The organism is Salinicoccus siamensis, from assembly GCF_055391965.1.
The window spans coordinates 191746-211120 of sequence record NZ_AP043765.1 but is presented as its reverse complement, the minus strand read 5'-3'; the positions used below and the strand labels follow the sequence as shown (position 1 = coordinate 211120).

At 48.8% G+C, this 19375-nt stretch carries 19 protein-coding genes and 1 other annotated feature; all 19 genes read right to left on the bottom strand.

What is annotated here, in order from left to right; genetic code table 11:
- Positions 1-113: 113 nt before the first annotated feature.
- Complete coding sequence (fusA, locus tag ACZ5LF_RS01080) at positions 114-2195, bottom strand: elongation factor G (protein ID WP_380570749.1); 2082 nt, start codon at positions 2193-2195, stop codon at positions 114-116.
- A gap of 57 nt (positions 2196-2252) precedes the next feature.
- Positions 2253-2723 carry a 30S ribosomal protein S7 gene (gene rpsG, locus ACZ5LF_RS01075; RefSeq protein WP_344703543.1) on the bottom strand — a complete coding sequence of 157 codons (471 nt, stop codon included), beginning with the start codon at positions 2721-2723 and terminating at the stop codon, positions 2253-2255.
- 40 nt (positions 2724-2763) lie between these two features.
- Positions 2764-3183, bottom strand: coding sequence for a 30S ribosomal protein S12 (gene rpsL, locus ACZ5LF_RS01070; RefSeq protein WP_344703545.1), 420 nt, complete (start codon positions 3181-3183; stop codon positions 2764-2766).
- 222 nt (positions 3184-3405) lie between these two features.
- Positions 3406-7029: a DNA-directed RNA polymerase subunit beta' gene (rpoC, locus tag ACZ5LF_RS01065; RefSeq protein ID WP_380570748.1), complete on the bottom strand. Its 3624-nt coding sequence runs from the start codon at positions 7027-7029 to the stop codon at positions 3406-3408.
- A gap of 37 nt (positions 7030-7066) precedes the next feature.
- Positions 7067-10603: a DNA-directed RNA polymerase subunit beta gene (gene rpoB / locus ACZ5LF_RS01060; protein WP_380570746.1), complete on the bottom strand. Its 3537-nt coding sequence runs from the start codon at positions 10601-10603 to the stop codon at positions 7067-7069.
- 217 nt (positions 10604-10820) lie between these two features.
- Positions 10821-11426 carry a class I SAM-dependent methyltransferase gene (locus ACZ5LF_RS01055; RefSeq protein WP_380570745.1) on the bottom strand — a complete coding sequence of 202 codons (606 nt, stop codon included), beginning with the start codon at positions 11424-11426 and terminating at the stop codon, positions 10821-10823.
- Positions 11427-11522: 96 nt separating this feature from the next.
- The gene (rplL, locus tag ACZ5LF_RS01050; protein WP_344703585.1) at positions 11523-11891 is read right to left on the bottom strand and encodes a 50S ribosomal protein L7/L12; all 369 of its coding nucleotides are present in this window, start codon (positions 11889-11891) and stop codon (positions 11523-11525) included.
- 27 nt (positions 11892-11918) lie between these two features.
- Entirely contained in the window at positions 11919-12419 is a 501-nt protein-coding gene (gene rplJ / locus ACZ5LF_RS01045) for a 50S ribosomal protein L10 (protein ID WP_344703552.1), read from the bottom strand.
- Positions 12420-12449: 30 nt separating this feature from the next.
- Positions 12450-12596: a sequence feature (ribosomal protein L10 leader region), on the bottom strand.
- A gap of 51 nt (positions 12597-12647) precedes the next feature.
- On the bottom strand, positions 12648-13340 hold the full coding sequence (rplA, locus tag ACZ5LF_RS01040; RefSeq protein ID WP_380570744.1) for a 50S ribosomal protein L1: 693 nt from the start codon (positions 13338-13340) through the stop codon (positions 12648-12650).
- Between the two features lie 76 nt (positions 13341-13416).
- On the bottom strand, positions 13417-13842 hold the full coding sequence (gene rplK, locus ACZ5LF_RS01035) for a 50S ribosomal protein L11 (RefSeq protein ID WP_380570742.1): 426 nt from the start codon (positions 13840-13842) through the stop codon (positions 13417-13419).
- A 140-nt stretch (positions 13843-13982) separates the two neighbouring features.
- Positions 13983-14522 carry a transcription termination/antitermination protein NusG gene (gene nusG / locus ACZ5LF_RS01030; protein ID WP_380570740.1) on the bottom strand — a complete coding sequence of 180 codons (540 nt, stop codon included), beginning with the start codon at positions 14520-14522 and terminating at the stop codon, positions 13983-13985.
- A gap of 16 nt (positions 14523-14538) precedes the next feature.
- A complete protein-coding gene (gene secE, locus ACZ5LF_RS01025; RefSeq protein WP_344703559.1) occupies positions 14539-14715 on the bottom strand; it encodes a preprotein translocase subunit SecE in 177 nt (58 codons plus the stop codon).
- Between the two features lie 18 nt (positions 14716-14733).
- Positions 14734-14868: a 50S ribosomal protein L33 gene (rpmG, locus tag ACZ5LF_RS01020; RefSeq protein WP_380570739.1), complete on the bottom strand. Its 135-nt coding sequence runs from the start codon at positions 14866-14868 to the stop codon at positions 14734-14736.
- Between the two features lie 40 nt (positions 14869-14908).
- Positions 14909-15541 (bottom strand): RNA polymerase sigma factor, encoded by a 633-nt coding sequence (locus ACZ5LF_RS01015; RefSeq protein ID WP_380570738.1) that lies wholly within the window; start codon positions 15539-15541, stop codon positions 14909-14911.
- Positions 15542-15601: 60 nt separating this feature from the next.
- Complete coding sequence (locus ACZ5LF_RS01010; RefSeq protein WP_344703566.1) at positions 15602-16129, bottom strand: NYN domain-containing protein; 528 nt, start codon at positions 16127-16129, stop codon at positions 15602-15604.
- Between the two features lies 1 nt (position 16130).
- Positions 16131-16868, bottom strand: coding sequence for a 23S rRNA (guanosine(2251)-2'-O)-methyltransferase RlmB (gene rlmB / locus ACZ5LF_RS01005; RefSeq protein ID WP_380570736.1), 738 nt, complete (start codon positions 16866-16868; stop codon positions 16131-16133).
- Positions 16861-17262 (bottom strand): Mini-ribonuclease 3, encoded by a 402-nt coding sequence (locus ACZ5LF_RS01000; RefSeq protein WP_380570734.1) that lies wholly within the window; start codon positions 17260-17262, stop codon positions 16861-16863. The genes rlmB and ACZ5LF_RS01000 overlap by 8 nt, the downstream gene beginning before the upstream one ends.
- The gene (cysS, locus tag ACZ5LF_RS00995; protein ID WP_380570733.1) at positions 17255-18649 is read right to left on the bottom strand and encodes a cysteine--tRNA ligase; all 1395 of its coding nucleotides are present in this window, start codon (positions 18647-18649) and stop codon (positions 17255-17257) included. Before cysS ends, ACZ5LF_RS01000 begins: the two co-directional genes overlap by 8 nt.
- Positions 18633-19277 carry a serine O-acetyltransferase gene (gene cysE / locus ACZ5LF_RS00990; protein WP_380570732.1) on the bottom strand — a complete coding sequence of 215 codons (645 nt, stop codon included), beginning with the start codon at positions 19275-19277 and terminating at the stop codon, positions 18633-18635. Before cysE ends, cysS begins: the two co-directional genes overlap by 17 nt.
- Positions 19278-19375 lie beyond the last annotated feature (98 nt).

Here is a 19375-nt window from a genome sequence, read left to right as displayed (position 1 = left end):
CTCCTTAAAAGAATTGTTTATATTTATATTGAAACTCGGAAACGGGACGTGCCCGCCCGAGGTGTTTCTAAACCACTTATAAATGATTATGATCCAAAAATCAAGCGAGCTGATTATTCACCTTTGTTTTTCTTGATGATTTCTTCAGAAATTGATTTTGGAACTTCTTCGTAGTGATCGAATACCATTGTATATGTGCCGCGTCCCTGCGTGTTGGAACGCAGATTCGTTGCATAACCGAACATTTCAGAAAGTGGCACGAAAGCATTGACGACTTGCGCATTACCACGCGCAGCCATACCTTCAACACGTCCGCGACGGCTTGTGACATCACCCATGATATCACCCATATACTCCTCAGGCATTACGATCTCAACCTTCATGACTGGTTCGAGAATGACCGGGTCACATACTTTGGCAGCTTCCCTGAGTGCCAATGATGCAGCAACCTTAAAGGCCATTTCTGAGGAGTCGACATCGTGGTAGGAACCATCGAAGAGTTTTGCTTTGACGTCTACCATAGGGTAGCCTGCAAGCACACCGTTCTCCATGGAGTCCCTGAGTCCTGCTTCGACGGATGGAATATATTCACGTGGAACCACACCACCGACGATCGCGTTTTCAAACTCGAATCCGCCGCCTACTTCGTTAGGTGTGAATTCGATGTGAACATCACCAAACTGGCCACGTCCACCGGATTGACGCGCGAACTTACCTTGAACAGCTGCCTGCTTCTTGAACGTCTCGCGGTAGGACACCATTGGCGCACCTACGTTACAATCCACTCTGAATTCACGCTTCATACGGTCTACGAGGATATCAAGGTGGAGTTCACCCATACCGCCGATGATGACCTGACCCGTTTCGTTATCGGTGTGTGCCGTGAAGGTAGGGTCTTCTTCCTGAAGTTTGACGAGTGCGCTGGACATTTTGTCTTGGTCAGCTTTGGATTTAGGTTCCACAGAGAGGTGGATAACCGGCTCTGGGAAGTCCATTGATTCAAGGATGACCTGGTTCTTCTCGTCACAGAGCGTATCCCCTGTTCCAGTATCTTTCAAGCCGATCGCAGCAGCGATGTCGCCTGCATAGACAGTGGAAATTTCTTGACGGGAGTTGGCGTGCATCTGAAGGAGACGACCAACACGTTCGCGTTTGTCTTTCGCCGTGTTCTGAACATAGGAGCCTGCGCTGAGGGTACCTGAATAGACACGGAAGAAAGTCAATTTACCGACGAATGGATCAGTCATGACCTTAAAGGCAAGTGCTGCAAATGACTCAGAGTCATCCGGCTTAGCAATAACCTCTTCATCTTCATCATCTTTTCTGTGACCAACGATCGGTTTCACATCAAGTGGGGACGGAAGATAGTCGATTGCAGCATTAAGAAGGAGTTGAACCCCTTTGTTCTTGAACGCAGTACCGCAAAGTACAGGATAGAACTCAACATCACAAGTTGCCTGACGGATTGCAGCTTTCAATTCTTCAACAGAAATATCTTCTCCGCCAAGGTATTTCTCCATGATGTCTTCATTTACGTCGGCAAGTCCTTCAATGAGGCCTTCCCTAAGCTCTTCTGCCTTTTCTTTGTACTCAGCTGGAATTTCAATTTCCTGAACATCAGTACCAAGGTCATTGTTGTAGTTAAATGCCTTCATCTCAACCAAATCTATGATCCCTGTGAAGTTATCTTCAGAACCGATTGGGAATTGGATTGGATGCGCATTTGCTTGAAGGCGATCCTTGATTGTACTTACTGAGTACTCAAAGTCTGCACCGACTTTATCCATCTTGTTGATGAAGACGATACGCGGCACACCATAAGTTGTCGCCTGCCTCCAGACAGTTTCCGTCTGCGGCTCAACGCCAGACTGGGCATCAAGTACCGTCACCGCGCCATCAAGTACACGCAAAGAACGTTCAACTTCTACTGTGAAGTCTACGTGGCCTGGTGTATCGATGATGTTGACACGGTGGCCGTCCCATTGTGCTGTCGTCGCAGCGGAAGTGATCGTGATTCCACGCTCCTGCTCCTGCTCCATCCAGTCCATCTGTGACGCACCTTCATGCGTTTCACCGATTTTATGGATACGGCCGGTATAATAGAGGATACGTTCAGTCGTTGTTGTCTTACCGGCATCGATGTGGGCCATGATACCGATATTACGCGTTTTTTCTAAAGAGAATTCTCTTGCCATTGATATCTTTTTCTCCTTCCGGGAATGGAATAGATAGGCTGTTGCACAACCTTCTTATTACCAGCGGTAGTGTGCGAAAGCTCTGTTTGCTTCAGCCATCTTATGAACGTCTTCACGTTTCTTGACAGCACCACCAGTATTGTTGGCAGCATCAAGAATTTCGTTTGCCAGGCGCTCTTCCATAGTCTTCTCCCCGCGCAGACGCGAGTAGTTTACGAGCCAGCGGAGGCCGAGAGTCGTACGGCGTTCTGGGCGCACCTCAACAGGTACTTGGTAGTTTGAACCACCTACACGACGTGCTTTGACTTCAAGTACTGGCATGATGTTTTCGATCGCTTCATCAAAAACTTCCCCTGCATCTCTGCCGGAACGTTCCTGTACAAGATCGAAAGCTGAGTAAAGAATTCTTTGGGAAGTACCGCGTTTTCCGTCTACCATCATTTTGTTGATGAGCTTAGTCACAAGCTTGGAATTGTGGATCGGATCCGGCAATACATCTCTTTTTGGGACTGGTCCTTTACGTGGCATAGTCATCCTCCTTTCAAAAATTTTATATCATTTTATATTTTTATTTTTTCTTCTTGGCGCGTTTAGTACCGTATAGTGAACGGCTCTGTTTACGGTCGTTGACACCTGAAGTATCAAGCGCACCGCGTACAACGTGGTAGCGTACACCAGGAAGGTCCTTTACACGTCCTCCACGGATGAGTACAACACTGTGCTCTTGGAGATTGTGTCCGATTCCAGGTATATATGCGTTCACTTCAATAGTGTTTGAAAGTCTCACACGTGCATATTTACGGAGGGCGGAGTTCGGTTTCTTAGGAGTCATCGTACCGACACGCGTACATACACCTCTTTTTTGTGGTGCATTTTCGTCCGTCATACGTTTCTTAAGACTGTTGTAGCCCTTGTTCAATGCTGGTGAGTCTGTGCTTTGTGATTTGCTTTGACGAGGTTTTCTCACAAGCTGGTTAATCGTTGGCATGGTTTTCCTCCTCTCTTCAATTAATCCCACACATCCAGGTGGCTCATTTTAAAGGTATAAAAAAATGTGTAAGAAATAATTCTTACATTTTACATTTTATCTCCCCATAACAATCGTAAAGATTCAATATGGAGTAACCTTAATTATAGTAGCATCTCTGAATAGGGATGTCAACACACTATTTTAAAACAGTACCCGCTCAAAAGAGCGGGTATCCTGTTTTTATTCTTCAATAAGAATTTCTTCCTTCTGCTCTGCAGACTCAGGATGTTCGACATCGATTTCCACATCGCGGTATCTCGGCATTCCCGTACCTGCCGGTATGAGTTTACCGATGATGACGTTCTCTTTGAGACCGAGAAGTTCATCACGTTTACCTTTGATTGCAGCATCTGTCAGCACTCTTGTCGTTTCTTGGAAGCTTGCTGCAGAAAGGAAGCTTTCTGTTTCAAGTGACGCCTTGGTGATACCGAGCAGTACCGGTTTTGCGGTTGCCGGACGTTTGCGCTTCTTGAAGATATCACGGTTGGCATCCGTAAAGGCATGGATGTCGACCAGTGCGCCAGGGAGGAGCTTAGTATCACCGGCATCGATGATACGGACCTTCCTCAGCATCTGTCTGACCATGACCTCAACGTGCTTATCATCTATTTCAACACCTTGCATGCGGTATACCTTCTGAACTTCCTTAAGCAGGTATTCCTGCGTGCGGTTCAGGCCTGCGACCGCGAGGAGTTCCTTCGGCTCGATCGAACCTTCAGTCAGTATCTCACCCGGTTCGACCTTATCGCCGATTTCTACAAGCAGACGTGCTGTCGCTGGGGCAGTATACGTCTTCGTTTCCTGCTCACCTTTGATCTTGATCTCCTGCTGGCGATCTTTGACGATTTCAATATCAGTCACCGCTCCGCGGATTTCTGAAATCATCGCCTGACCTTTTGGATTACGTGCTTCGAAGAGCTCCTGTATACGCGGCAGACCTTGAGTGATGTCGCTTCCTGCGACCCCACCCGTGTGGAATGTACGCATTGTAAGCTGTGTACCCGGCTCACCGATGGATTGTGCAGCGATAGTACCAACTGCTTCACCCACTTCTACTTTTTCGCCGGTTGCAAGGTTCTTACCATAGCAACGTTCACACACGCCGTGGCGTGTATTACATGTGAAGGCTGAGCGGATGTACATTTCTTCGACGCCACTGTTCACAATCGCTTTCGCTATCTCATTTGTGATCAGTTCATTTGAGTGGACCAGGATTTCCTTCGTTTCAGGATCCTTGACTGTCTCTTTGGCATAACGCCCTTCGAGACGGTCGATGAGTGGCTCAATCAATTCTGAACCTTCTGTAAGCGCTGAAACGAGCAGCCCTTTATCAGTTCCACAGTCGTCGTCGCGGACAATGACATCTTGCGCAACATCGACCAGACGTCTTGTAAGGTACCCTGAGTCCGCCGTCTTAAGTGCAGTATCGGCCAGACCTTTACGTGCACCGTGCGTGGAGATGAAGTACTCAAGGACCGTCAGTCCTTCACGGAAGCTGGACTTGATCGGAAGTTCTATGATCTGCCCTGACGGGTTGGCCATCAGACCACGCATTCCGGCCAGTTGAGTAAAGTTGGATGCGTTACCCCTGGCACCTGAATCACTCATCATGAATATCGGATTCAGGCGATCAAGTGACTGCATCAGCCGTGCTTGGATATCATCCTTTGCACGCGTCCACAGTTCTATGACCGTGCCGTAGCGTTCTTCTTCTGTGATCAGTCCACGTGCAAACTGCTTCTGGACCTTTTCAACCTTCTCTTCTGTCTCATCGATGATTTCCTGCTTCTCAGGAAGTACGACGATATCAGACACACCTACAGTGATTCCGGCTTTGGATGAATACTTGAAGCCGAGATCCTTCATAAGGTCGAGCATGACGGAAGTTTCAGTGATATGGAAAGCGTTGAACACTTCCGCTATGATCTGTCCAAGGAATTTCTTGTTGAACGGATCGACTAGTGGCACCTCTTTGAAACGCTCCGCCAATCCACCCTCACCAAGTTCCGATGCAGCGACGAAATAACGGTCCGGAGTTTTCACTTCAAGGTTTTCCCTTGTCGGCTCATTGATGTACGGGAAGGAAGGTGGCATGATTTCATTGAAGATGACTTTTCCTGTCGTCGTCATGAGTATCTTGCCCTGGTTCTCCCTGGAAACCTTCTCTGCCGCGAAGCTGTCGGTATGCACGCCGATGCGGCTGTGGAGTTGTACATAGCCGTTCTGATAAGCCATTACAACTTCATCCGCATCCTTGAAGATGTGGCCTTCGCGTTTTGTGTTCTCCCTCTCAAGTGTAAGGTAGTAGTTGCCGAGCACCATATCCTGTGAAGGCGTTACAACCGGCTTGCCATCCTTAGGGTTCAAGATGTTTTGGGCAGCCAGCATCAATGTGCGGGCCTCGGCCTGAGCTTCTTTCGATAGCGGTACATGCACTGCCATCTGGTCACCATCAAAGTCTGCGTTATAGGCAGTCGTAACCAATGGATGCAACCTGATCGCACGTCCTTCGACGAGCGTCGCCTCGAACGCCTGGATACCTAGGCGGTGAAGTGTCGGTGCACGGTTCAGCAGTATCGGGTGCTCCTTGATGACATCTTCAAGGACATCCCACACTTCATTTTCCATGCGCTCTATCTTACCTTTGGCATTCTTGATGTTGGTCGCCATTTCACGTTCAACAAGCTCTTTCATGACGAACGGCTTGAACAGTTCGAGAGCCATCTCCCTCGGCAGTCCACACTGGTACATCTTCAGGCTTGGACCAACTACGATGACTGAACGTCCAGAGTAGTCGACACGTTTACCGAGCAGGTTCTGACGGAAACGTCCCTGTTTCCCTTTCAGCATGTGGGAGAGGGATTTGAGCGGACGGTTCCCCGGACCAGTCACCGGACGACCGCGGCGGCCGTTATCGATCAATGCATCAACAGCTTCCTGGAGCATACGTTTTTCGTTCTGGACGATGATGCCAGGCGCTCCCAAGTCAAGGAGACGCTTGAGGCGGTTATTACGGTTGATGACCCGACGGTAGAGGTCGTTCAAGTCACTTGTGGCGAAACGCCCGCCATCAAGTTGGACCATCGGACGGATTTCCGGTGGGATGATCGGCAGTACGTCAAGGATCATCCACGCAGGATCGTTTCCTGAGCTCCTGAATGATTCAACGACTTCAAGACGTTTGATTGCACGGGTCAACCTTTGGCCTGTTGCTGTTTCCAGCTCTTTTCTGAGTTGGGCGAGCTCATCTTCGAGGTTGACATCCATCAGCAGTTCCCTGATGGCTTCAGCACCCATCTTGGCTGTAAATGTATTGCCGTGCTTATCATAATATTCCCTGTACTCGCGCTCAGTCAGCAGCTGCTTAGGTTCAAGGCCGGTAGATCCTGGCTTGATGACTGCGTAGGACGCGAAGTAGATGACTTCTTCCAGGGAGCGTGGGGACATATCAAGCAGCAGCCCCATCCTGGAGGGGATGCCTTTGAAATACCAGATGTGGGAGACAGGGGCAGCAAGTTCAATGTGCCCCATCCTCTCACGTCTGACCTTGGCACGTGTCACTTCCACACCACAGCGGTCGCAGACCATGCCTTTGTACCTTACACGCTTATATTTACCGCAGCTACATTCCCAATCTTTCGTCGGGCCGAATATCTTTTCACAGAAAAGGCCGTCTCGTTCAGGCTTAAGCGTTCTATAGTTGATCGTTTCAGGTTTTTTCACTTCACCGAAAGACCATGAACGGATCTTTTCGGATGAAGCCAGACCTATTTTCATATATTCAAATCTATTTACATCTATCAATGAGCTTTCCTCCCTAAAGTTTTATCAAGCTCAATCATCATTCAGTGACATCTTCAGTCGCTGCTTTTGGCTCCGCACTCAAATTCATCTGATTAGGCGCTTCGTCCTCTTCTGTATCACGCATCTCGATTTCTTCATCATTCTCATCAAGCAGATTGACATCGAGACCGAGGCTCTGCAACTCCTTCATCAGCACACGGAATGATTCAGGCACGCCGGGTTTAGGGACATTTTCACCTTTTACGATCGCTTCGTAGGTCTTCACGCGACCGACGGTATCATCGGATTTGACCGTCAGGATTTCCTGGAGGGTATAGGCGGCACCATATGCTTCCAGTGCCCATACTTCCATTTCCCCGAAACGCTGGCCACCGAACTGGGCTTTACCGCCGAGTGGCTGCTGTGTAACAAGTGAATATGGTCCAGTACTTCTCGCATGGAGTTTGTCGTCGACCATGTGGGCAAGCTTGAGCATGTACATGACACCAACGGAGATGCGGCTCTCAAACGGTTCTCCCGTCCTGCCGTCGTAGAGGACGGTCTTACCGTCATGGGCAAGTCCTGCTTCTGACATCGTCTCCCATACATCTTCCTCATTCGCACCGTCGAATACTGGGGATGCCATCTTCACACCCATGGCACGGGAAGCCATACCGAGGTGGAGTTCAAGCACTTGTCCGATATTCATACGCGATGGTACCCCAAGTGGGTTGAGCATAAGGTCGATTGGTGTGCCGTCCGGCATGTAAGGCATGTCCTCCTCAGGCAGGATTCTGGAGATGACACCTTTGTTACCGTGTCGTCCACACATTTTGTCACCTACGCTGATCTTACGCTTTTGCACGATGTAGACGCGCACGAGCTGATTGACCCCTGGAGAGAGTTCGTCACCATCTTCACGGTTGAAGACTTTGACATCCAACACAATGCCGCCTGCACCGTGCGGTACACGGAGTGAAGTATCACGCACTTCACGTGCTTTCTCACCGAATATCGCATGGAGTAGACGCTCTTCCGCTGTCAGTTCGGTTACACCTTTAGGCGTGACCTTACCGACGAGGATATCGCCATCCTTGACTTCAGCACCGATGTGTACGATGCCGCGGTCATCCAGTTTCTTCAGCGCATTATCGGAAACGTTCGGAATGTCCCTTGTGATTTCTTCAGGTCCGAGTTTCGTATCCCTCGATTCTGATTCATACTCCTCTATGTGGATGGAAGTATAGACGTCATCCTTGACCATGCGTTCACTCATGATGACGGCATCCTCATAGTTGTAGCCGTCCCAAGTCATGAAGCCGACCACCAGGTTTTGGCCCAGTGCCATCTCGCCATTATCCATTGACGGCCCGTCAGCAAGGATTTCACCTTTGGCGACGATATCGTCTTTAGCGACAATCGGCCTCTGGTTATAGCATGTTCCGGAGTTCGAACGGATGAATTTGGACAATTTATATACATCTTTGTCCGTCTCAACTTCTTTTCCATTCTGATCTTCAATCCGACGCACGTGGATTTCTTTTGCTTCTACACGTTCTACACGGCCTTTGTAGCGTGCGACGATTGCAGCACCAGAGTCGCGTGCAGCCACGTGCTCCATGCCCGTACCGATATGTGGGGACTGCGGAATCAGGAGTGGTACAGCCTGACGTTGCATGTTCGCACCCATCAAAGCACGGTTCGAGTCATCGTTTTCCAGGAATGGGATACATGCCGTCGCCGCAGAAACAACTTGTTTCGGGGATACGTCCATGTAGTCCATGCGTTCTCTCGCCATCTTCGTGTTGTTACCACGGAAGCGGCAGACGATTTCTTCGTTGGTGAATGAACCATCTTCTTCAAGGAGCGCGTTCGCCTGGGCGACGACGTAGCTGTCTTCCTCGTCAGCTGTCAGGTAGTGTGTCTCACTTGTGACCTTGTTCGTCTCTGGGTCGACTCTTCTATATGGAGTTTCGATGAAGCCGAACTCATTGACCCGCGCATAGCTGGACAGGGAGTTGATCAGACCGATGTTCGGTCCTTCTGGCGTTTCGATTGGACACATGCGTCCGTAGTGGGAGTAGTGTACGTCACGTACTTCCATTCCTGCACGCTCACGCGTCAGACCGCCGGGTCCAAGCGCAGATAGACGTCTCTTGTGCGTCAATTCAGCAAGTGGATTCGTCTGGTCCATGAATTGCGACAGCTGTGAACTTCCGAAAAACTCCTTGATGGAGGCGATTACCGGACGGATGTTGATCAGTTGCTGTGGTGTGATGGATTCAGTGTCCTGAATCGACATGCGCTCCCTCACTACACGTTCCATACGGGAAACACCAATCCTGAATTGGTTTTGGAGCAGTTCCCCTACAGAGCGGAGACGACGGTTACCGAGGTGGTCTATATCGTCAGTGTGTCCCACTCCATGAAGCAGGTTGAAGAAATAGCTCATGGAAGCAATGATGTCAGAAGGTGTGATTGACTTCACTTCAACATCAGGGAATGCGTTTCCTATGATGGTTGTGGTACCCTCTTCCATGTTCGGCGCTTCAACTTTTATGGATTGGATTTCAATCGGCTCATCGAGCAGTCCATTCTCTAGATGATATGTTTCCAGGTTCGCATTGGATTCAAGGACATCCATGATGCCGTCCAATGTACGTCTGTCGATTGTAGTGCCTGTTTCTGCTACAATTTCTCCTGTTTCCCGGTCGACGATCGGCTCAGCCAACACCTGGTTGAACAGACGGTCTTTCAGATGGAGTTTTTTGTTCATCTTATAACGCCCTACACTCGCAAGGTCATAACGTTTTGGATCGAAGAAGCGGGAATATAGAAGATTCCTCGCGTTCTCGACAGTCGGTGGTTCGCCTGGGCGAAGTCGTTCGTAGATTTCTAGGAGTGCCTGATCTACCGTTTCGGTAGTATCCTTCTCAAGCGTATTCCTGACGTATTCATTATCTCCAAGAATATTGATGATTTCCTGGTCGGTAGAGAATCCGAGTGCTCTAAGAAGTATAGTCATAGGCAGTTTACGTGTACGGTCGATCCTCACGTATACGATGTCCTTGGCGTCTATTTCATATTCAAGCCAAGCGCCGCGGTTCGGGATCACTGTCGCGCCAAACCCTCTTTTGCCGTTCTTATCGATTTTTTCGGAATAATAGACAGATGGACTTCTGACAAGTTGTGATACTATGACGCGTTCCGCCCCATTGATGACGAAAGTGCCGGTATCAGTCATCAGAGGAAAATCACCCATGAACACTTCCTGTTCTTTAACCTCACCCGTCTCTTTTATGATCAGACGGACTTTCACACGCAAAGGCGCAGAATAGGTTGCATCATGGTTCTTTGCCTCATCCTCATCATATTTAGGTTCGCCGAGTTTATAGTCGACGAACTCCAGTGACATATTACCTGTGAAGTCTTCAACTGGAGAAATGTCCTTGAACATCTCTATAAGGCCTTTCTCCAGGAACCATTCGTAGGATTTTGTCTGGATTTCGATCAGGTTCGGCAGATCCATTTTTTCTTCGATTCGTGCATAACTTCTGCGTGTAGCGTGTCTTCCATATTGAATCAGTTCACTCATCGACAGATTCACCCCTAATAAAAATTACGTAAAACATTCACCGAAGCAGTTAAACAGTTAATAAGACAAAAAGAAAACGGAATCGAAACCAACCCCATTTTCTATTAATCAACTATATTTATACGCTCCATTCAATCCGCACTGAAAAAATGCATACTGATTGACATTATATTTTTACATTCTATAACTATATCACAGAAAAAAAGTCAAGTCAAATTTAAAATTGGCCTGTGACGCCCTTCAGGACGTAGTATCCTTTATCTTTCGCAAGCGTCTCAACATTGCCGAAACTTTCTTGGATGGCTTTGCGATATGAAGGCATCCCCTGCTTTTTCTGGACGACCATATAGAATGCACCATCTTCAAGACGTCCGGCGGCATCTTCTATGATGTCGAGCACCACGTCTTTCCCTGCCCTGAACGGAGGATTCGTCACGTAGAAGTCTGGCTTAAAGGCTTCGGCATGGGCGTCGTATTCACTGCGATCCTTCACTTCGGCCGCAACTCTATTGCGGGAAGCATTCTCCTTGGAGAGCAGAAGTCCGTCCGGGTTCACTTCAATCATCAGTGGGGTTGCGTCAAGGACATCTCCAATGACGATGCCAATCGGACCATAACCTGCCCCCATATCAATGAAGTCTCCTCCTGCATCAGCGCTCCTATCTTTTATGACTGCATCAATAAGTACTGCGCTGCCATAATCGATGCGATCCTTGGAGAAGACACCACGGTCCGTTTTGAATGTGTAGCGCTTACCTTGGTATGCGTACTCTATTTCTTTATAATTATGTTCCGAATCATGTCCGGTGAAATAATGGCTCATCACACCACTCCTATATTTATGCGCCGTCATTATGTAAATAAAGAGACTCATTTAAACAATCGTTTAAAATGAGCCTCCCTACATATCTGAATAAGATTATTTAAGTTCTACGCTTGCGCCAACTTCTTCGAGTTGTGCTTTAAGTTCTTCAGCGTCTTCTTTAGAAGCGCCTTCTTTGACGACTTTAGGTGCGCCGTCAACGACTGCTTTAGCATCTTTGAGGCCAAGGCCTGTCGCTTCACGAACAACTTTGATGACTTTGATCTTAGAAGATCCAGCGTCTGTAAGTTCAACGTCGAACTCAGTCTGCTCTTCTGCTGCCGCTTCGCCTGCACCAGCGCCTGCTGCTGCCACTGGAGCTGCAGCTGTAACGCCGAACTCTTCTTCTATTGCTTTGACAAGGTCATTCAGTTCAAGTACGGACATACCTTTGATTTCTTCAATGATTTGTTCTTGGGACATTATAATTCCTCCATTTATTGGTATAGTTTATTAAGCTTCTTCGTTTTCCTTCTCTTCACCGACAGCTTTAACTGCATAGGCGAAGTTGCGTACTGGAGCTTGCAGTACGGAAAGCAGCATGGATACGAGTCCATCTTTGTCTGGAAGCGTTGCAATTGCTTTGACATCTTCAACCGGTGTGAATTGACCTTCGATGATGCCTGCTTTGATTTCCAATGCTTCATGATCTTTGGCGAAGTTGTTCAAGATCTTCGCAGGTGCAATCACATCTTCGTTTGAGAATGCGATAGCGTTTGGTCCCGTCAGGAATTCATTGATTTCAGTAAGCTCAGCTTTTTCTGCCGCGCGGCGTGTCATCGTATTCTTGTAGACTTTGAATTCGATATTCGCTTCACGGAGCTGTTTGCGAAGCTCAGTCATTTCAGAAACAGTCAGGCCACGGTAGTCTACAAGTACAGTAGATACAGAGTTCTTAAATTGTTCTGTGATGACATCGATGTGTTGCTGTTTAGCTTCAATCACTGTTGACATAGTTACACCTCCATATTTGTTTGTGTATCCGGTGCAATAAAAAAAGCACCTTTTACCCTCGGCAAAAAGTGCTTGAATTTATATTGAATATCATTCAAGTCTTAATCATTTGCCTCGGTAGGATGGACTTTTAAGCACGACGGCTCCTACTGTCTTAGGTAGTATTAAAATACAACTGCAACTATACATAATACAGATGCAGTTGTCAATATATACTTTAGGGTCGTTCTAGGCCCTGATTATGCTAGGATCCACTTTGATGCCAGGACCCATCGTAGAAGAAACTGCAGTGGTCTTGAAGTATACACCTTTTGAAGATGCTGGCTTCGCTTTTGCAAGCGCGTCATGGACTGCTTTGAAGTTCTCGACAAGCTTATCTTCATCGAAGGATACTTTGCCGATCGCTGCATGCACGATACCGGATTTTTCTGCACGGTATTCCACTTTACCTGCCTTGATTTCTTCGACTGCCTTCGTAACATCCATCGTTACAGTACCCGTCTTAGGGTTCGGCATGAGACCTTTAGGTCCAAGCACACGGCCGAGTTTACCTACTTCGCCCATCATGTCAGGTGTTGCAACGATTACGTCGAAGTCGAACCATCCTTCATTGATCTTCTGGATGTAGTCCTCTCCTACAAAATCTGCACCTGCTGCTTCTGCTTCCTTAGCCTTCTCACCTTTAGCGAATACCAATACACGCTGTGATTTACCAGTACCGTGCGGCAAGACGATTGCTCCACGGATCTGCTGGTCATTCTTACGCGTATCAATACCCAGGCGGAATGCTACTTCAACAGAGGCATCGAAGTTGACAGTGCTTGTCTCTTTAGCTAGTTTGACTGCTTCTTCAATGCTGTAAGATGCGTTTTGGTCAAACTTTTCAAGAGCTGCCTGATACTTCTTACTTCTCTTAGCCATTTCTATTCCTCCTTGTGGTTATAGCGGGTAATCCTCCCACGTTTGTATTAATACTCTGTTTTCATGTTCAGTCAAATTATTTTTCTATAGAGAAGCCCATGCTTCTGGCTGTACCTTCGACCATACGCATAGCCGCTTCGACGTCTGCTGCATTAAGATCTTCCATTTTAGTTTCAGCGATTTCACGCACTTGCGCTTCAGTTACGCTGGCCACCTTGTTTTTGTTTGGCTCTCCAGAACCTTTTTCAACGTTTGCAGCTTTCTTGAGAAGAACTGCTGCTGGTGGTGTTTTTGTGATGAATGTGAATGAGCGGTCTTCAAATACGGAAATTTCAACCGGAATGATGAGACCCGCCTGTTCTTGTGTACGTGCGTTGAATTCCTTACAGAATCCCATGATGTTCACACCAGCCTGACCCAATGCCGGACCTACCGGTGGTGCTGGATTCGCTTTACCTGCAGGAATCTGCAATTTTACAATGTTGATTACTTTTTTAGCCACGATGTGCACCTCCTCGTTATCGTGATGTGGTCACAGGATGTCAGTTTTCACCCTCCCACTCGCATCTATAAAAAAAGATGGCCGAAAAAATTTCGACCATGATAATATACCACTATTCCATTAAAAAAGCAAGTGAGTTATTACAATTTCTCGATCTGGTCAAATTCCACTTCGACCGGGGTTTCACGCCCGAACATCTCGACCAGTACAGTCAGCTTATAGTGCTCTTCATCGATGGAGCGGATTTCGCCCATCTGATTTTTGAACGGCCCATCGACTATATTGATGGACTCGCCGACTTCAACTTCGAAATCGACGGTGCGTTCAGCCATGCCCATCTGTTTCAGGATGAACTTCACTTCTTCCGGCAGAAGCGGATTCGGCTTGCTGCCCGCCCCTTGGGAACCGACGAAGCCCGTAACCCCTGGAGTATTCCGGACGATGTACCAGGATTCATCAGTCATGATGAGTTCGACGAGCACATATCCCGGGAACGTCTTCTTCATTGCCGTTTTGCGCTTGCCGTCCTTGACGGTCGTCTCTTCCTCTTCAGGGATGATGACGCGGAAGATCTGATCCTGCATGTTCATCGATTCGAGCCGGGCTTCAAGGTTCTTCTTCACTTTATTTTCATATCCGGAATAAGTATGTACTGCATACCAGTTCTTTTCTCCAGACATAGTATCTCTCCTTTGGTTACATTAAGTCTATGAGTGCGGAGATACCCAGGTCCAGCGCGTAGAAAAACGCCAGAAAGAATATCACTGTGAACATGACGACCGCTGTATAGCGGACCGTTTCCTGACCGGTCGGCCAGCTTACCTTCTTCATCTCGCTGACAACATTCTGCAGGAAATTCTTATCATTTGCCATCGGTTGTTTCCTCCTGTATCAGATGGAACTTTTATGAGTCTGATGCCGGTTGCACGTTTTGCAGTACTTCCTGATGGATAGTCTTTCCTTGTGCTCGGTAGTCGTCCTATAATTGCGCGACCCGCATCCAGTGCATGTTAGTGCCACTTTCATCATAGCTTCCTCATTTCAATTCTAATTCACTATACCGATTTCATGCCGTGTTGTCAAATGGCCCTCCTTCCCACCCCTCATGGCTTAGAAGCTCTTTTTTTCGCCTGATGCGATGCAGTGTATTGAGCACCGCCTTCCTGTCCAGTTCAAAGGCCAGACACACATCTTCGATGCTGTGCCCCATGTCGAGGTGTTGCAGGACTTTCTGCTCCAGAGGTGAACAGATGCCTTTTTTATGCAGCAGATATTGGAGCTGCTCTTCCTTAACCATCATGTTGATCGGATCCGCTTCCCGCTCGCCGCTCTTTGATTCGTCATACATCTTTTCGATGGATGCCCGTTCCCGGCAGCGCCTGAGTCCGCGCGCACTCGACCTGCTCATCATTTCGAAGCGGAGCGTCCGGTAGAGGTAATGCATATATCTGCCGCGGGTATGGTCATAGCGGCTGCATAGTTTGAGCGCAACTTCCATCATCTCCTGCTCCATATCCTCGCGGTCTTGAAAGTGTTCGGTATAGCGATAGGTCAGCCGCCTGACATATGGCCTGATCCTTTCATCCATTATATCAAAAGCGGCAGCGTCACCCGCATCCACACGGCAGGCGAGCTGATCCATGTCATCGGCCGTCCCACGCTCACGAATATAAAATTGATATGCAGTGATATGATACATGACCAATCCCCCCCAGAACTTTACTCAAGGATAAGAGGAATCATCAATATATTCAATATGCTAAAAACGTCCGCGCCGCCATTTCTCGAGTTTCGCTTGAACATCCTGCCGGATATCCAGTTTCTGTCTGGGCATTTTTTCGTTAATCGCATCTATTTTTTCACTGATATTCTTTTCAGCTTCCGCCAAGTTCAGCCACATCTCACGGGATGAGATCCGGTAGGCGCCGAGGGCGAATATCGCATTCTGTTCAGTCAGGTCGCTCGTTACGACACTGATCTCCGATAGGTGGGGATGGTAGTGGTCGTGTACAAACCGCTCGATGTACTCATCCGCCGTCTCCTTCTCTTTTGTATAGACCACGGTGACGCCATGAAAATCGCGCACACTCTCCTTCGAGCGCACTTCATAGGCATCGAACACACAGATGATTTCCTGATTGACCACCGACTGGTACTCCGCGAGAGCGGCCAATATCTTCTCCCTCGGCAGCTGGAGCGACTGCAGCGACTCTTTGTGCAGTTCCGGGTCGGCCCCGAGGAGGTTGTAGCCATCGACGATCAGGATGCGTCTTTTTTTACGTCTCATGTCATTCACGCCCAGCGTCTTGTTTACGGAACACTTCATACATCAGCAAGGCTGCTGAGACCGATGCATTAAGGCTGGTGATATGACCGGTCATAGGGATCTGGACGATGAAATCGCATTTTTCCAGAGTCTTTCTGCTGATCCCCTTGCCTTCGCTCCCGACCACCAAGGCGGTATTCATATCTGCCGACATTTCCCTGTAATCCATGTTGCCTCCGCCTTCACTGCCGACGACCCAGAACCCCTGGTCCTTCAAAGTATCGATGGTCTGGTTGATGTTCGTCACCCTTACGACCGGCACATGTTCAATTGCCCCGGTGGATGTCCTTGCGACGGTATCTGTAAGTTGGACGGAACGGCGATTTGGTATGATCACGCCGTCAAAACCGGTCGCATCACATGTCCTGAGTATCGACCCGAGGTTATGCGGATCCTCCAGACCATCCAGGATAATCACGTTTGAACGTTTGCCCGCCACCTTTTCCAGCAGCGTCTCAAGCGCCATATATTCGTGCGGGCTGCCCATCGCCACAACACCTTGATGCCGTTCATCAGTCATACCGTCGAGCTTCATCTTCGGTACTGTCTGCACGACTATCTTCTTTCTCTTAGCGGCATCCAGTATATCCTTGATTTGTCCTTTATTGACGGAATCCTGGATGAAAACCTTATTGATCTCCGTTTCTCCCTGCAGGGCTTCCCGTACTGCGTGACGTCCTGCAATCACTCCATTAGTCATCTTTGTCCCTCCCGATTTCCAATATGATGGCCATAAGCGCATCGATCCGGCTAGTATTGCCGGAAAGATGGAGATGCCCGATCAGTGCCTCGAGCCCGGAAGCATTGCGGTAATCTTTTATGGTTGCGTTCTTGGCCCTTGTGGCACTTGATTTATTGCGCGCCTTTCTGGCAATGTCCCACTCCGCTTCCGTCAACTCATTCTTCCGGAGATGATCCAGCGCCCGTGCCTGCGCGGAGGCATTCACCATCCGGTTGGCCGCCTGATGGAGCGCATCCGGCTTCAAGTATGGACTGGCAGCCAAAAGGTGGCTCCTCACATAGACGGAATAGACGGCGTCACCCACAAAAGCAAGCGACAAGGGTTGCATCGTTTCAAGCTTGCGATCATCCACGCCTGAACCTCACACCTTCCTTGGTGTCTTCCAGGATGATGCCTTGCGCCTTCAAGTCATCCCTGATTTCATCGGCGCGTTTGAAGTCACGGCTTTGACGCGCCTCGTTGCGTTCTGCTATTAGTGCTTCAATGTCTTCATCAAGCAATATTTGTTCTTCTTCCAAGCCAACACCAAGCACTTCGCTGTAGCTGTCGAACGCCTCGATGAAGCGCATGAGCGTCTCTTTGCAGGTCGTCTGGCGGCGCATGTATTTATTCAATTCGGATGTCAGATCGTGCCAGGCGCTGATTGCGTTGGCGGTATTGAAGTCGTCATCCATGTGCGCTTCGAATACTTCGAGGTTCTGTTCTATGATGCCATGCACCGCTTCGTCCCCTTCATTGCCCACTGCACTGTCCAGACGTTCTTTAGCCTTCGCATAGCTTGACTGGATGCGTCTGAGCCCGTTCTCCGCAGCCTGCACCAGTTCCCTGTTATAGTTTATCGGGTTGCGGTAATGCACGCTGATCATGAAGAAGCGCAGCACATCCGGATCGATTTCTTTCAGGATGTCGTGGACCAGTATGAAGTTGCCGAGGGATTTCGACATCTTTTCGTTGTCGATATTGATGTAGCCATTATGCATCCAATAGTTTGCAAACGTCTCATCGGTCATGCATTCACTTTGGGCAATCTCATTTTCGTGGTGGGGGAACGTCAGGTCTTGGCCGCCTGCATGGATGTCGATTGTATCACCCAGATGGCGCCTTGCCATGACGCTGCACTCGATATGCCAACCCGGCCGGCCCTCGCCCCACGGCGAATCCCACTTTATTTCATTCGGCTTCGCCTGCTTCCACAGCACGAAGTCAAGCGGGTCTTCTTTCTTTTCACCCGCGTCGATGCGCGCTCCGACTTTCAGGTCATCAACCGACTGATGGGACAGCTTGCCGTAATCTTCGAACGAGCGTGTATGGAAGTAGACATCCCCCTCCGATTCATAGGCATGCCCTTTATCAACCAGCACTTTGATGAATTCTATGATGTCCTCCATATGATCCATGACTCTAGGGTGCGCTGTGGCTTTCTTGACGTTCAAAGCACCTGTGTCCTCAAAGAACGCTTCTATGAAACGCTCCGCGATGACAGGCACTTCTTCTTTCAGCTCATTGGACGCCTTGATCAGCTTGTCATCAACATCTGTGAAATTGGAGACGTAATTGACTTCATACCCTTTGTATTCCAGATAGCGGCGGACGGTGTCGAATGCGATGGCGGGGCGGGCGTTGCCGATATGGATATAGTTATACACAGTCGGGCCGCATACATACATCTTGACCTTGCCTGCTTTGAGCGGTTCGAACGTCTCTTTTTGCCTTGTGAGCGAATTAAATATCTTTACCATTTTCAATATCTCTCCTGAATTCTTTTATTTCTTCCTCCAGTGCACATATCTTCTCCTGGAGCGGGTCTGGGAGGCTGCTGTGTTCAAAGACTTGTCCCCGCCTTACCCTCTCCCCCTTCTGTTTGACGACCTGGCCCGGAATGCCGACCACTGTCGAGTGTGGCGGGATGTCTTTCAGCACTACCGAATTTGCTCCGACTTTTGAACATTCCCCGATGCGGATGTTGCCGAGCACCTTCGCCCCGGTGGCGATCAGCACGAAATCACCAATGTCCGGATGCCGCTTCTTCTCTTCCTTGCCGGTGCCGCCGAGCGTGACCCCCTGGTAGATCGTTACATCATTGCCGATGCGGCACGTCTCCCCGATCACCGTACCGCTGCCGTGATCGATGAACAGACGCCGCCCGATCTCCGCGCCCGGATGTATTTCGATGCCTGTAAAGAACCGGCTGATCTGGGAAATGATCCGAGCCAGACTGGTGGCGTTCTTTCTATAAAGACGGTGGGCCAACAGATGGCTCCATACCGCGTGTAAACCTGAATAAGATAAGAAGACTTCCAATCTGCTCTTTGCTGCCGGATCCAACTCCATGACCATATCGATGTCTTCTTTCATTCTGCCGAACATATGTCATCCTCCTATATTAAAATGGCCTCTGTCCATATATGGACAGAGGCGCATCATGCACGGTTCCACTCTGTTTGCAGCTTCAACTGCCACTTGAA

Excerpts from the sequence above, each read along its gene's own strand:
- fusA (WP_380570749.1), bottom strand. The coding sequence starts at position 2,195 with ATGGCAAGAGAATTCTCTTTAGAAAAAACGCGTAATATCGGTATCATG.
- rpsG (WP_344703543.1), bottom strand. The coding sequence starts at position 2,723 with ATGCCACGTAAAGGACCAGTCCCAAAAAGAGATGTATTGCCGGATCCG.
- rpsL (WP_344703545.1), bottom strand. The coding sequence starts at position 3,183 with ATGCCAACGATTAACCAGCTTGTGAGAAAACCTCGTCAAAGCAAATCA.
- rpoB (WP_380570746.1), bottom strand. The coding sequence starts at position 10,603 with ATGAGTGAACTGATTCAATATGGAAGACACGCTACACGCAGAAGTTAT.
- ACZ5LF_RS01055 (WP_380570745.1), bottom strand. The coding sequence starts at position 11,426 with ATGAGCCATTATTTCACCGGACATGATTCGGAACATAATTATAAAGAA.
- rplJ (WP_344703552.1), bottom strand. The coding sequence starts at position 12,419 with ATGTCAACAGTGATTGAAGCTAAACAGCAACACATCGATGTCATCACA.
- rplA (WP_380570744.1), bottom strand. The coding sequence starts at position 13,340 with ATGGCTAAGAGAAGTAAGAAGTATCAGGCAGCTCTTGAAAAGTTTGAC.
- nusG (WP_380570740.1), bottom strand. The coding sequence starts at position 14,522 with ATGTCTGGAGAAAAGAACTGGTATGCAGTACATACTTATTCCGGATAT.
- secE (WP_344703559.1), bottom strand. The coding sequence starts at position 14,715 with ATGGCAAATGATAAGAATTTCCTGCAGAATGTTGTCAGCGAGATGAAG.
- rpmG (WP_380570739.1), bottom strand. The coding sequence starts at position 14,868 with ATGAAAGTGGCACTAACATGCACTGGATGCGGGTCGCGCAATTATAGG.
- ACZ5LF_RS01015 (WP_380570738.1), bottom strand. The coding sequence starts at position 15,541 with ATGTATCATATCACTGCATATCAATTTTATATTCGTGAGCGTGGGACG.
- ACZ5LF_RS01010 (WP_344703566.1), bottom strand. The coding sequence starts at position 16,129 with ATGAGACGTAAAAAAAGACGCATCCTGATCGTCGATGGCTACAACCTC.
- rlmB (WP_380570736.1), bottom strand. The coding sequence starts at position 16,868 with ATGACTAATGGAGTGATTGCAGGACGTCACGCAGTACGGGAAGCCCTG.
- cysS (WP_380570733.1), bottom strand. The coding sequence starts at position 18,649 with ATGGTAAAGATATTTAATTCGCTCACAAGGCAAAAAGAGACGTTCGAA.
- cysE (WP_380570732.1), bottom strand. The coding sequence starts at position 19,277 with ATGTTCGGCAGAATGAAAGAAGACATCGATATGGTCATGGAGTTGGAT.